The following is a 12,119-nucleotide window of genomic DNA, read 5'->3' on the forward strand; positions in this document are numbered from 1 at the left end:
CCTGGCAACCTCCGCGCAGCACAGCCAACGCGGCTGACTGCACAGTTCCTCGCCCGGCCCGCCGTCGCGACCAGCCCCGCGCACACGCCGCCCCACCCGGCGTCCGCCTCACCCCGGCTCTCTCCGCTCGCGCCCGCAGCGACGAGCGCCGACGGAACACTCACCGCAACCCAGACCCCACGCAGCCCTCGCCGACCCGCCCTGACCTGCGCAGGCAGCCCCGCGACCGCGAGTCCCCCACCCCGATCACTTAGAGTCAGCAACGGCCCGCAAGCCCACCCGCCGCAGGCCGCAACCCCCGCAGGAACCAACCCCGAGAGCGCAATGAATCACGCATCACCGGCAGCAATCCACAACACATCTCGGTTCTCGGGGCAATTTTCGATCGATACCGTGGCTCGAAGTCGACAGTGGCGTCACAATCAATCGCTAGGAGCCGCCCGGTGAGCACCACCTCCAGTTCTGCGCGCGGGAGGCTCGGCGCGGCCGTGCTGCGCCGCAAGCCGGTCACCGATCTGGTGGCCGAAGCGGACCACGGGCCGCTCAAGCGGTCGCTGGGGCTCAGTCAGCTGACCATGCTCAGCATCGGGGCCACCCTGGGCAGCGGGATCTTCGTGGTGCTCGGCGAGGCGGTTCCGGTGGCCGGGCCCGCTGTCGTGGTTTCGTTCGTGCTGGCCGGGATCACCGCGTTGTTCTCCGCGCTTTCCTACGCCGAGCTGGCGGGCATGATCCCGCTTTCCGGCTCCTCTTACTCCTACGCGTACGCGACGCTCGGCGAGCTGGTCGCCTGGGTGTGCGGCTGGTGTTTGGTGCTGGAGTACGGCGTCTCCGTCGCGTCCGTCGCGGTCGGGTGGGGGCAGTACGTCAACGAACTGCTGCATCTGGCGTTCGGCATCACGTTGCCGGAAGCGCTCAGCGGGCCTCCCGGCGACGGCGGGCTGGTCAACATCCCGGCGATTGTCGTGGTCCTGCTGGCGATGGTGCTGCTGCTGTCCGGCGCGAAGGAAAGCGCGCGGGCCAACGCGATCATGGTCGTGGTGAAGATCGGGACGCTGATTCTGTTCTGCGCCATCGCCTTCACCGCGGTCCGGGCGCAGAACTTCACGCCGTTCCTGCCGCTCGGGCTGGCCGGGGTCAGCGCCGGCGGAGCGAAGTTGTTCTTCTCCTACATCGGGTTCGATGCTGCGTCCACCGCCGGCGAGGAGGCGCGCAACCCGCAGCGTGACCTGCCTCGTGCGATCCTTCTGTCGCTCGGCATCGTGACCGTTCTCTACTGCCTCGTCGCGTTCGCGGCGATCGGGGCGCTGCCCTGGCAGGAGTTCGGCGACAAGCAGGCCGCGCTGTCGCACGTGCTCACCACGATCTCGAGCAACCCGCTCTGGGCGATCCTCCTCGCGATCGGCGCGATCGTGGCGATCTCCAGCGTCGTGCTGACCGTCCTTTACGGGCAGACGCGGATCCTGTTCGCCATGTCCCGCGACGGGCTCGTGCCGAAGGCGCTGTCCACCGTGCATCCAAAGACCGGCGTGCCGCGCACCAACACCTTCGTGGTGTCCGGGTTCGTCGCGCTGCTCGCCGCGTTCATCCCGCTCGGCAAGCTCGCCGACGCCACCAGCATCGGGACGCTGTTCGCGTTCGGGCTGGTCAACGTCGCCGTGCTGATCCTGCGCAAACGCCGTCCCGAGGCAAAGCGCACGTTCCGGGTGCCGTTCTCGCCGGTCACGCCGATCCTCGGGCTGGCCTGCTGCGCGTACATGATGTTCAGCCTCGACGGGGCGACCTGGATCGTGTTCGGCGCGTGGATGCTGGTCGGGCTCGTCATCTACTTCGGCTACAGCGTCCGTCGTTCACGGCTCGCGGAGGTCGTCCGATGATCATCGCCGTCCATCAAGGACCGTTTGACCGGCTGCCTGAAGCGATGGCCGCCGCGGCGGAGCGCGGTGCCGAGCTGATCGTGACTGCCGAGATGGGCACGACCGGCTACAACATCGGCGCGAAAGCGGTCGCGGAACTGGCGGAACCGGCGGACGGGCCGCGTGCCGCCGAGTTGGGTGCGTTGGCTGCCAAGCACAAGATCGCGGTGGTCTACGGCTATCCCGAGCGCGACGGCGACGCGGTGTACAACTCGGCGCAATTGCTGTCCGCGCAGGGGGAACGGCTCGCGAACTACCGCAAGACCCATCTGTTCGGAGACCTTGACCGCGACCAGTTCTCCCCTGGCGACGAGCCGGTGGTGCAGGCCGACTTCAACGGTCTGCGCGCTGGCCTGCTGATCTGTTACGACGTCGAGTTCCCCGAACTGGTCCGCGCGCACGCGCTCGCGGGCACGGAACTGCTGCTCGTCCCGACCGCGTTGATGCGGCCGTACGAGCGCGTCGCCGACCTGCTCATTCCGGTTCGTGCACACGAAAGCCAGCTGTACATCGTGTATGCGAACCGCTGTGACACCGAAGGCGAACTCACCTACTGCGGACGTTCGACAGTCGCGTCGCCGGATGAAGTCGTCGCGAAGGCCGGGCCGGGCGAAGAGCTGTTGTTCGCCGAGCTGAACCCCGCTGTGCTCGCCCAGGCGCGAGCCGAAACCCCGTACCTGGCCGACCGACGGCCGTCGCTGTACCGCTCTCTCACCGAAGGACCCCGGGCATGACCTCCGCAGTTCCCGCCGCGATCCACGCCGAGGAACCCGACGGCCGGCCGATCACCATGTTCGGCCCCGATTTCCCGTTCGCCTACGACGATTACCTCGCGCATCCGGCCGGGCTCGGCAGCGTGCCGGAGCAGGTGCACGGCACCGAGGTCGCGGTGATCGGCGGCGGGCTCTCCGGCATCGTGACCGCCTACGAGCTGATGAAGCTCGGGCTGCGGCCGGTCGTGTACGAGATCGACGGCATCGGCGGGCGGCTGCGGACGCACCACTTCCCCGGTCTGCCCGGCGACGTGGTCGCCGAGATGGGCGCGATGCGGTTCCCGCCGTCGTCGACGTCGCTGTTCCACTACATCGCCAAGGCCGGGCTGGAAACCACGCCGTTCCCGAACCCGCTTTCGCCCGCCACACCGAGCACGGTCGTCGATCTCAAGGGCCGCAGCCATTACGCGCGCACGCCCGAAGATCTGCCCGACGTCTACGGCGAAGTGGCGCGGGCGTGGCAGCGCACGCTCGATGAGCACGCTTCGTTCGCCGAGATGCAGACCGCGATCCGCAATCGCGACGTCGCGACGGTCAAAAAGATCTGGAACGAACTGGTGCCCCGGCTCGACAACCAGACCTTCTACGGATTCCTGTGCGATTCCCCGGCGTTTTCCTCGTTTCGGCATCGGGAGATCTTCGGTCAGGTCGGATTCGGCACGGGCGGCTGGGACACCGACTTCCCGAACTCGATTCTCGAAATCCTCCGGGTCGTCTACACCGGCGCGGACGACGAGCACCGCAGCATCGTCGGCGGCAGCGGGCAGCTCCCGAAACGGCTGTGGGAGCGCGTCCCGGAGAAGCTCGCGCACTGGCCGTCCGGCACGAATCTGGCTTCCCTGCACGAAAACGGCGTGCCGCGACCGGGGGTCACGCGGCTGCACCGCACCGCGCCGAACAACATCACCGTCACCGACGCCTCCGGCCACATCCGCACGTTCGGCGCGGCGGTGTTCACCGCGCAGAGCTGGATGCTGCTGTCGAAGATCGAATGCGACGAGGCGCTGTTCCCGATCGACCACTGGACGGCCATCGAGCGCACGCACTACATGGCCTCCTCCAAGGTGTTCGTGCCGGTCGACCGCCCGTTCTGGCTCGACGCCGACCCGGTCACCGGCCGCGACACGATGAGCATGACGCTGACCGACCGGATGCCGCGCGGCACCTACCTTCTCGGCGACGATCCGGACCGGCCCGCGGTGATCTGCCTGTCCTACACGTGGGCCGACGATTCGCTGAAGTGGCTGCCGCTTCCGGTGTCCGACCGCGTCGAGGTGATGCTGCAGTCCCTGCGCGAGATCTACCCCGGCGTCGACGTGCGGCGGCACATCGTGGGCGACCCGGTGACCGTGTCGTGGGAGGCCGAACCGCATTTCATGGGCGCGTTCAAGGCGAACCTGCCTGGGCATTACCGGTACCAGCACCGGCTTTTCACGCACTTCGTGCAGGATTCACTGCCCGAGCGCTATCGCGGTTTGTTCCTCGCGGGCGACGACATTTCGTGGACGGCGGGCTGGGCCGAGGGCGCGGTGCAGACCGCGCTCAACGCGGTGTGGGGCGTGCAGCGGCACTTCGGCGGCGCGAGCGATCCGGCGAATCCCGGTCCTGGCGACCGTTTCGCGGACCTCGCGCCGATCGAGCTTCCGGACTGAGCGAGGCCGTCAACCCATACCGCGCGGTAGCAGCCGAACGTGTTTCCGCCGCGACATTCCGCCCGGTTGATCCGCCTTACTGAACCGATCATGCCAAACTGATGCCATGAGCACCGATCCGGCGCCGAAGTGGCGGCGACTCGAACCGGACGAACGCAAAGAGCAGATCTACGCCTGTGCGGCGCGGCTGTTCGGCGAACGACCGTATTCGGAAGTGTCCACTTCGGACATCGCGGCCGAGGCAGGCGTGGCCCGCGGACTGATCAATCATTATTTCGGAACAAAAAGGGAGTTGTACCTCGAAATCGTTCGGCGCGCGCTTACCGTGCCGCGGATTGCGGTGCAGATTCTGCCGGAGGGCCCGCTGGAAGTACGCGCGGACGCCGCCATCGACTGGCTGCTCGACATGGTGCGCGGGCAGGAGAAGCTGTGGCTCGCCGCGATCGCGCCGGAGGGCATCGGCCGCGATCCGGAGGTGGACCGGATCGTCGCCGAGGCCGACCGCGCGTCGGCCGACCGCGTGCTCGAAGCGGTCGGGCTGTCCCGCGACAGCGCGCACGGCGAGGAGCTGAACGCCGCGGTGCGCGCTTTCGCCGGCATGGTGAAGGCGGCGGGCCGCGAATGGCTCGTGCACCGCTCGCTGGACCGGCGCCAAGTGCACACGCTGCTGACCATGTCGCTCGTGACCGTGGTCGGCCAGGTCTTCCCCGCGATCCAGCATCCGCCCCAGCACTGACGTACCGGAAGGAGAACCCCCGGCACCACGAGGGGGGAGGAAAGTGCCGGGGGCCCCTTCCGGAGGCAAGGCCCCCGGTAGCTGTCCACGCTACGCCGGGAAGGCGTCGAATCGGTGTCGGTCGGCGCAGCGACAGCCCGACTTTTCACCACGACCACGCGGACGGCCCAGCGCGGACGCCCCGGCCGGGCAATTTCGCGAATTTCAGTCGCGCAAACGGGCCAATCGGCACGTGAGCCCGTCCAGGCAGCTGCGGATCGCGAAGTCGAACAGCTGCGGATGGTAACCGGCGGCGGCTTCGGGGTCGGCGAGCAGCTCCTGCATCACGCGGCCGTGCGCGGCCATGCCGGGCAAGTCCTCGCGGTCGTGGTAGGAGGCGTACTCCTCGGTGTTGTCCAGGCGCAGCCCGAGGCTGCAGTCCCGGTCGTCCTCCAGTGCGACGTACTGGCACGCGGTGGTGGTGAGCATCGTGTAGGCCAGCGCGCTCTCGTCGCCGAACCCCGCGTCCAGCAGCATCCGCACGCCGCGGTCCAGGGTGGGCGTCGCCGCGGCCACCGACGGGCCGAACGACGCCATCCGGCGCGCCGTGCCCGGGTGCTTGCGCAGCACCTCGCGCAGCCCGGTCAGCAGTTGGACGAACCACTCCTGCCACTCCAGGTTTTCGTCGGGCAGCCGCAGCTGGCCGACCACCCGGTCGAGCACCGCGCACACGACCGCGTCGCGGTCCCCGACGTGGTGGTAGACGACCGCCGGGTACGCCCCGATCGCCGCGGCCAGCTGCCGCAGCGTCCAGTTCTCCAGGCCGCGTTCGACGGTGAGCTTCACCGCCGCGTCGACCACCTTCGTCGCGGTGACCGCGGGCAGCCCGGCGGCGGAACGGGACCGGGCGCGCTGTCCGGCACGCGGAGTCGGCATGGCGTGCACCGTAACCGGCGACCGGCCGGTTCGGCCACACGCGGTTCCACGCTGCGGCATGATCGGGGCATGCCACGCGCACAGGCCAACGGCCTCGAACTCGAGTACGACACGTTCGGCGATCCGTCCGCGCCGCCGATCGTGCTGGTGATGGGACTCGGCGCCCAGATGATCACCTGGGAGGAGGGTTTCTGCGAGCTGCTCGCGAGCCGCGGCTTCCACGTCGTGCGCTTCGACAACCGCGACGCGGGCCTGTCCACCTGGTTCGACGAGCTCGGCACGCCGGACCTCGCCGGGATCATGGCGGGCACGGCCGCGGCTCCGTACCTGCTCTCGGACCTCGCGGACGACGTCGTCGGGCTGTTCGACGCGCTCGGTTTCGCGAAGGCGCACGTCGTCGGCGCTTCGATGGGCGGAATGGTCGCGCAGCAGCTCGCGATCGACCACCCGGACCGGCTGCTGAGCCTGACGTCGATCATGTCGACGACCGGCGACCAGTCGGTCGGCCAGGTCTCGCCCGCCGCGCTCGCGACGCTCACCAAGCCGGTGCCGGAAACGCGCGAGGAGCAGATCGAGCTGAGCGTCGCGAACTACCGCGTGACGGGGTCCCCGGGCTATCCCGCCACCGAGGAGTACTTGCGGCGCAAGGCAACCCGGAACTACGACCGGGGACGGCATCCGGTCGGGATGCAGCGGCAGGCCGCGGCGGTCGTCGCGTCGGGCGATCGCACTGAACGACTGCACGACGTCCGGATCCCGACCGTCGTGCTGCACGGCGACTCCGACGTGATGATCGACGTCAGCGGCGGGAAAGCCACCGCGGCGGCGATCCCGGAGGCAGAGCTGGTCATCATTCCGGGCATGGGGCACGACCTGCCGGAGCCGCTGTGGCCGGAGATCGTGGCCGCGATCGTCCGCGCGACCGCCCGCGCCTGACGGGGTCAAGAAGCCGTCAATAACGGAGGCCGGGGCGTACGGAACTCGTCCGCGCGTCCCGCGTGACGCGCCCGCGCGGGGTGCCATGGGGCATGCGTACTGAAGGACGGCTGGTCGGCGGATTCGGCTTCCCGCTCGGTTGCGTGGCGGCGGTGGCGGCTGCGCTCGCGGCGAAGCTCGCTAGTGCGTACCCCGGTTATGCCGTGGTGGCCGTCGCGATCGCGGTCGGCGCAGTGGCAGTGATCACGACTCCCCTCGCGGCGGGCGGGGCGGCGGCGGTGGGCTGGGCGGTGCTTTCCGGCTTCGTCTACAGCCGGGCCGGGGATCTGGTTTTCACCGCGGCGACCGGCTGGGTCGCGGTGATCTTGGCTGGTGCGGCGGGGTTCGGGCTCGCCGCCGGCGCTGGGTGGCGCGCGGTCCGGCGGGAGCGTCCGGCGGTCGCGGAGGCTGTCGTGCCGACGCCGCGGAAGGCGGTCGAATCGGGCCACCGCCGGGTGGCGTCACTCTGAAATGGCTCGCCAAGGTGCGGGAAGGGTGCCAGGCTGACGGGGTATCACGTCGTCACCTTCTCGTCACCTTCGGAGGTCAGCCATGAGTGAAGCACAACCGGCACCCAGCGACGGGGAGGGCGACGTCAAGCGGAAGTTCCGCGAGGCGCTGGAGCGGAAGCAAGCCAAGGCGCGGGACGGGGCCGCGCACGAGAACGGCGGGCAGCAGAGCCAGCACGCGCACGGGCCTGCCGCCAACAAGCGGACTTTTCGGCGGAAGAGCGGCTGATCGCCGCTCCTCGGCTCGGGCACCCCGAAGCCCGATTGTGACTACGGTCTGGGGTTGCTTGTCAAGGCGGGAAAGATGCCTTGACAAGCAACCCCAGACCGCGTTTTGGCTTCGTATCGGGGTGCGGGGGTGGTGTGGGCGCCTCGATCGTTGGGTGCACCGGCTGCGGTGTCGTAGGCGGCGGGGCTAGCGCCCCAATGTGGCATTGGGTGCATGTCACGCACCCAATGTGGCGTTCGGTGCGTGGGACGCACCCAATGCCACATTGGGGCGGCACCGGGAGCGGCGGCCGAGCGGGTCGTGAGGGGAACCCTGAAGGAATCAGAGTTCCCCTCACGGACGTTCGCGGAGCTACACCGTGAGGATCGAGCGCAGGCGGCCGACGTCGGTCATCCGGCGTTCGGCGAGGCGATCGGCAGCGGCGGCGGGAGGTACGCCGTCGGCCTTCGCCAACTCGTACACCGCCTTCGTGGTGTCGAAGATGGCCGCTGTTTTGCGCTGAGCGCGGGCGAAGTCGAAGCCGTGGCGTTCGTCGTCCACCTGGATTACGCCGCCCGCGTTCACCAGGTAGTCGGGGGCGAACAGGATGCCGCGGTCGTCAAGGAGCTTGTCGACGCCGGGGTGCGCGAGCTGGTTGTTCGCCGCGCCGCAGACGATTCGGGCGCGCAATGCGGCTACCGTCTCGTCGGTGAGCACGCCGCCCATCGCGCAGGGGGCGAAGACGTCCAGTTCGGTCCCGATCATGGTGTCCACATCGGACACCACCTCGACCTCCGGGTACGCCGCGCGGGTGCGTTCCACCGCGCCGGGCGCGACATCGGTGATCACCACGTGCGCGCCTGCCTCGACGAGATGGCCGACGAGGATGTGGCCGACCTTGCCGACACCGGCGACGCCGACGCGGCGGCCGGTCAGTTCGGGCACGCCCCACACCTGGTCCGCCGACGCGCGCATTCCCTGGTACACACCGAAAGCAGTGAGCACCGACGAGTCGCCCGCGCCACCGTCCTCGGGGGAACGTCCGGTGACGTGGCGGGTCTCGCGGGCGACCACGTCCATGTCGCGCACGTACGTGCCCATGTCGCAGGCGGTGATGTAACGGCCGCCGAGTGATTCGACGAAGCGGCCGTACGCGCGCAGAAGCGCTTCGGACTTCAACGTGTTCGGGTCGCCGATGATGACGGCCTTGCCGCCGCCGAGATCGAGGCCGGCGAGTGCGTTCTTGTACGCCATTCCTTTGGAGAGCGCGAGAACGTCGTCGAGGGCGGCGTCCTCACTGGCGTAGGGGTAGAACCGGGTGCCGCCGAGGGCCGGGCCCAGAGCGGTGGAGTAGATGCCGATGATGGCTTTCAGCCCGCTGGCCTCGTCGTGGCAGAACACGACTTGTTCATGGCCGCTGTGCCGGCCGAACACGCCTTCGGTCACGGTGGTGACTCCTTTGTCTCCCACGCGGCTCGTGGCCGCGCAAATGTGTGAACGGTGCGCACCGGGAGACGAGGGTTGCCCGTCCCGCAGTGCACACCGCCAACCTACTTCGCCGTTCTCCGGGCCACCACCCGCCTCCCGGGAGCTTCACCCCAGATCCGCGACAGCTTCCCGAAGTGTGGAAATCGCGGTCTCGAGTTGTTCATCCGACAGGTACGGCGCGGGCCCGAACCGAAGGTATTGGCCCCGGCTGTCGGTCCGCACGCCGCGCGCGGCCAGGCGTTCGCACAGTTGCCCGGCGACGGGGCTGCGCAGCGAGAGGAAGCCGCCGATGCCGTCGAGCGGCGTCTCGCGGTCGCGGGTGACGACGTCGTCCGGGAGGCCGAGACTGTCGAAGCAACTGGCCAGCAAGCCGACTTGGTGCTGCGAAACCTCGCGCAGGAACTCGGCGGTGAGCCCTTGCTCGGCGAAGAATTGCTGCACTCGCACGCCGCGGTAGTGGCTCGACGGGTCGTAAGTGGCTCCGGCGAACCGGTCGCCGCCGGGTGCGTACGCGACTTCGTCCGGCCGGCGTTCGTCGGCGAGTGCGCCGAATTCCGCGTACCAGCCGGTAATCACCGGGCGCAGTTCCTGGGCGTGCGCGGGCAGGCACAGGAAGCAGTTGCCCTCGCCGAGCTGCAGGTACTTGTAGCCGCCGCCGAGCACCCACGCGTTGGTGAGGCCGAGGTCGTGCAACGGGAACGGGACCGCGCCGACCGCGTGGTAGGCGTCGACGACCAGTTCGACCGAGCGGCTCCGGCAGGTTTCGGCCAGATGCGCGAGGCCCGGCACGATCCACGACGTCTCGAACAGCACCGCCGACGTGAGCACCGCGGCAGTGCGGTCGTCGGCCTGCTCGGCGAGCCGTTCGGCCAACGTCGCGACCGGCGCGGCGGGCACGCGGACGACCTCGACGCCCTCCTCGGCCAACCGGGTGAGCTGGCGGCGCAGAGTGTGGAATTCCCCGTCCGTGGTCACCAGCCGCGGCCGCTTCCGCAGCTCGATCGCGGACAGGAACCGCAAGACGAGTTCGTGCGTGTTCTGGCCGAGCGCGTAGTCGCCGTGCGGATCGGACAGCCACTGCCGGAACCCGTTCCGCAGTTCACCGGCCTTCGCGAACGCCCGGCCCCACTTCTCGTCCACCTCCTCCGCGGCGTCGGCGAACGCTTCGCGCAGCCCCTCTTCGGCGACGTCCGGCCAGGCCTGGTGCGAATGCGCGGACAGCAGCAGCCGGTCGGCGACGCGGAACCGCGAGTAGTGCGGGGCGAGCGCGTTTTCCTTGGCGCGCAGGGATTCCACAGTGGTCACAGCCGGCTCCGGACGGCCCACAGGTCCGGGAACATCGGGTTGAACAGCGTGGTGCGCAGGTAGGTCGCGCCGGACGAACCGCCGGTGCCGGCCTTGTCGCCGATCGTGCGTTCGACCATCTTCACGTGCCGGTAGCGCCATTCCTGAAGGCCCTCGTCGAGGTCGACCAGCGCCTCGGCGAGCACCGACGGGCCGCCGTCGTCGTGGTAGACCTTCAGCAGCACTTCCTGCAGTTCCGGCGACGGCTCCAGCGGACGGCTCACGTCGCGGTCGGTGGCGACCGGGTAGCCCTTTCCGGACAGATAGGCCAGGAACGAATCGAACACCGACGGGCGGCGCATCGCGTCGGCGATCCGCGTGCGCTGCTCGCCGCCGTCCGGGTAGTGCGCGAAGACGCGCTCGTCGCGGCGGCCGAGCACCGCCTCCAGTTCGCGGAACTGGCCGGACTGGAAGCCGCTCGAAGCGTCGAGGCGGGCGCGGAAGCTGGTGAACTGGCTGGGCGTCATCGTCTCCAGCACGTCGATCTGCGCGACCACCACCTTCAGCACGGTCAGGATGCGGCGCAGCGTGCGGATCGAATGCGCGGTGTTGCCCGCCTCCAGGTTCTCTTGCAGGAACGCGGCCTCGTGCAGGATCTGCTTGAACCACAGTTCGTAGACCTGGTGGATCACGATGAACAGCAGTTCGTCGTGTTCGTCCGAGCGCGGGCGCTGCGCGGCCAGCACCTCGTCGAGCGCCAGATAGGACGTGTAGCTGAGCGCGGCTTGCGTGTCGTCGGTTCCGGTCATCGGGTTCCTCATCTCGTGGACAGGGTTCGGTCGAAGTGGCGCTGAGCGGGTGGCGCGAGCGCCGAGTACAGGTCGTGGAACAACGCGACCGCCGCCGCCCGGGTCTCGGGCTCGGGGATCAGTTCAGACGGTAGCTCCGGGTCCAGCGAAGGGAATTCGCGGTAGGTGTGCACCAGTCTGGTCCGCACGGCAAACGCTCGCGCGTCGCCGAGGTCGCGCGGGCAGTCTCCGAATTCGGCCACGAACGCGGCGTACCGGGCGGACAGTCCGTCGAGGTCCCAGGCCCGTCCGGCGAGCCGGCGCACGTCCAGCGCGGCGGACGGGGTGCCGAGCATCAACCCGGCGTGTTCGGCGACCTCGAGTTCGGTGAGCAGGGCGAGCACCTCGGCCTCGCGGTCGTGCGGGGCGAGCCAGGTGCCGTCCTGGACCGGGCCGAACCCGAGGAAGCGCAGCCGCCGCACCAATCGTTCGCGGGACTTGCGCCGGGTTTCCGGAATGTTCTGCCACAGCACGGTCCAGGTCCCGGCCGGTTCGTCCCGGCGGCCGAGGCCGAAGATCCGCCGGTCGCCGTCGTCGAGCAGGGCGACCGTGCGCGCGGTCAGCGAATAGTGCACCAGCCTGCCCTCGCGGTGCCGGGACAGCAGGCCGCGGCGCACCAGCCGGGTCAGCGCGATCCGGGCCGCTCCGTCGGAGAAGCCCAGCTCGTGCAGCAGCGCGACGAGCCCGCCGGACCACACACGCCTGCTCTCGCGCGGGCGCACGTAGCTCCCCAGCAGCGTCATCACGAGCTCCTGGGGCGTGCGGGCGGGTTCGGTGTCGGGCACGAGGCAACTCTATACACCTCAGCCCGCTGCGGT

General features: G+C 69.4%; 12 protein-coding genes. 7 read left to right on the top strand and 5 right to left on the bottom strand.

The window, feature by feature from the left end; all coding sequences use genetic code 11:
- The first annotated feature begins 443 nt into the window (after positions 1 to 443).
- The 4 genes from L3Q65_RS23625 (at position 444) to L3Q65_RS23640 (ending at position 5,074) form a co-directional block, all read left to right on the top strand.
- On the top strand, positions 444 to 1,874 hold the full coding sequence (locus tag L3Q65_RS23625) for an amino acid permease (RefSeq protein ID WP_237600830.1): 1,431 nt from the start codon (positions 444 to 446) through the stop codon (positions 1,872 to 1,874).
- Positions 1,871 to 2,647 carry a carbon-nitrogen hydrolase family protein gene (locus L3Q65_RS23630; RefSeq protein WP_182895522.1) on the top strand — a complete coding sequence of 259 codons (777 nt, stop codon included), beginning with the start codon at positions 1,871 to 1,873 and terminating at the stop codon, positions 2,645 to 2,647. The genes L3Q65_RS23625 and L3Q65_RS23630 overlap by 4 nt, the downstream gene beginning before the upstream one ends.
- The gene (locus tag L3Q65_RS23635) at positions 2,644 to 4,338 is read left to right on the top strand and encodes an NAD(P)/FAD-dependent oxidoreductase (RefSeq protein ID WP_237600831.1); all 1,695 of its coding nucleotides are present in this window, start codon (positions 2,644 to 2,646) and stop codon (positions 4,336 to 4,338) included. The genes L3Q65_RS23630 and L3Q65_RS23635 overlap by 4 nt, the downstream gene beginning before the upstream one ends.
- Before the next feature lie 106 nt (positions 4,339 to 4,444).
- Positions 4,445 to 5,074, top strand: a complete 630-nt coding sequence (locus L3Q65_RS23640) for a TetR/AcrR family transcriptional regulator (RefSeq protein ID WP_182895520.1) — start codon at positions 4,445 to 4,447, stop codon at positions 5,072 to 5,074.
- Between the two features lie 204 nt (positions 5,075 to 5,278).
- Here L3Q65_RS23640 and L3Q65_RS23645 read toward each other — a convergent pair whose 3' ends face one another.
- A complete protein-coding gene (locus L3Q65_RS23645; RefSeq protein ID WP_237600832.1) occupies positions 5,279 to 5,989 on the bottom strand; it encodes a TetR/AcrR family transcriptional regulator in 711 nt (236 codons plus the stop codon).
- Between the two features lie 69 nt (positions 5,990 to 6,058).
- Between L3Q65_RS23645 and L3Q65_RS23650 the strand changes: the two genes are divergently transcribed.
- The 3 genes from L3Q65_RS23650 (at position 6,059) to L3Q65_RS23660 (ending at position 7,702) form a co-directional block, all read left to right on the top strand.
- Positions 6,059 to 6,925: an alpha/beta fold hydrolase gene (locus L3Q65_RS23650; RefSeq protein ID WP_237600833.1), complete on the top strand. Its 867-nt coding sequence runs from the start codon at positions 6,059 to 6,061 to the stop codon at positions 6,923 to 6,925.
- Between the two features lie 92 nt (positions 6,926 to 7,017).
- Positions 7,018 to 7,434, top strand: coding sequence for a hypothetical protein (locus L3Q65_RS23655; RefSeq protein WP_237600834.1), 417 nt, complete (start codon positions 7,018 to 7,020; stop codon positions 7,432 to 7,434).
- An 82-nt stretch (positions 7,435 to 7,516) separates the two neighbouring features.
- A complete protein-coding gene (locus tag L3Q65_RS23660; protein ID WP_093576226.1) occupies positions 7,517 to 7,702 on the top strand; it encodes a DUF5302 domain-containing protein in 186 nt (61 codons plus the stop codon).
- A gap of 351 nt (positions 7,703 to 8,053) precedes the next feature.
- Here L3Q65_RS23660 and L3Q65_RS23665 read toward each other — a convergent pair whose 3' ends face one another.
- The 4 genes from L3Q65_RS23665 to L3Q65_RS23680 all read right to left on the bottom strand — a co-directional run bounded on the left by L3Q65_RS23665 (position 8,054) and on the right by L3Q65_RS23680 (position 12,044).
- Positions 8,054 to 9,127, bottom strand: coding sequence for a Glu/Leu/Phe/Val dehydrogenase dimerization domain-containing protein (locus L3Q65_RS23665; protein ID WP_237600835.1), 1,074 nt, complete (start codon positions 9,125 to 9,127; stop codon positions 8,054 to 8,056).
- A gap of 147 nt (positions 9,128 to 9,274) precedes the next feature.
- Complete coding sequence (locus L3Q65_RS23670) at positions 9,275 to 10,474, bottom strand: kynureninase (RefSeq protein WP_237600836.1); 1,200 nt, start codon at positions 10,472 to 10,474, stop codon at positions 9,275 to 9,277.
- The gene (locus L3Q65_RS23675; protein WP_237600837.1) at positions 10,471 to 11,262 is read right to left on the bottom strand and encodes a tryptophan 2,3-dioxygenase; all 792 of its coding nucleotides are present in this window, start codon (positions 11,260 to 11,262) and stop codon (positions 10,471 to 10,473) included. The genes L3Q65_RS23670 and L3Q65_RS23675 overlap by 4 nt, the downstream gene beginning before the upstream one ends.
- 8 nt (positions 11,263 to 11,270) lie before the next feature.
- A complete protein-coding gene (locus tag L3Q65_RS23680; protein WP_237600934.1) occupies positions 11,271 to 12,044 on the bottom strand; it encodes a PaaX family transcriptional regulator C-terminal domain-containing protein in 774 nt (257 codons plus the stop codon).
- Positions 12,045 to 12,119: the final 75 nt, after the last annotated feature.

Source organism: Amycolatopsis sp. FU40 (assembly GCF_021903635.1).
GTDB classification, from domain to species: Bacteria; Actinomycetota; Actinomycetes; order Mycobacteriales; family Pseudonocardiaceae; genus Amycolatopsis; species Amycolatopsis dendrobii.

Coding starts and splice junctions, on each gene's coding strand:
- L3Q65_RS23635 (WP_237600831.1), top strand. CDS start 2,644: ATGACCTCCGCAGTTCCCGCCGCGATCCACGCCGAGGAACCCGACGGC.
- L3Q65_RS23655 (WP_237600834.1), top strand. CDS start 7,018: ATGCGTACTGAAGGACGGCTGGTCGGCGGATTCGGCTTCCCGCTCGGT.
- L3Q65_RS23645 (WP_237600832.1), bottom strand. CDS start 5,989: ATGCCGACTCCGCGTGCCGGACAGCGCGCCCGGTCCCGTTCCGCCGCC.
- L3Q65_RS23680 (WP_237600934.1), bottom strand. CDS start 12,044: ATGACGCTGCTGGGGAGCTACGTGCGCCCGCGCGAGAGCAGGCGTGTG.
- L3Q65_RS23675 (WP_237600837.1), bottom strand. CDS start 11,262: ATGACCGGAACCGACGACACGCAAGCCGCGCTCAGCTACACGTCCTAT.
- L3Q65_RS23660 (WP_093576226.1), top strand. CDS start 7,517: ATGAGTGAAGCACAACCGGCACCCAGCGACGGGGAGGGCGACGTCAAG.
- L3Q65_RS23650 (WP_237600833.1), top strand. CDS start 6,059: ATGCCACGCGCACAGGCCAACGGCCTCGAACTCGAGTACGACACGTTC.
- L3Q65_RS23630 (WP_182895522.1), top strand. CDS start 1,871: ATGATCATCGCCGTCCATCAAGGACCGTTTGACCGGCTGCCTGAAGCG.
- L3Q65_RS23640 (WP_182895520.1), top strand. CDS start 4,445: ATGAGCACCGATCCGGCGCCGAAGTGGCGGCGACTCGAACCGGACGAA.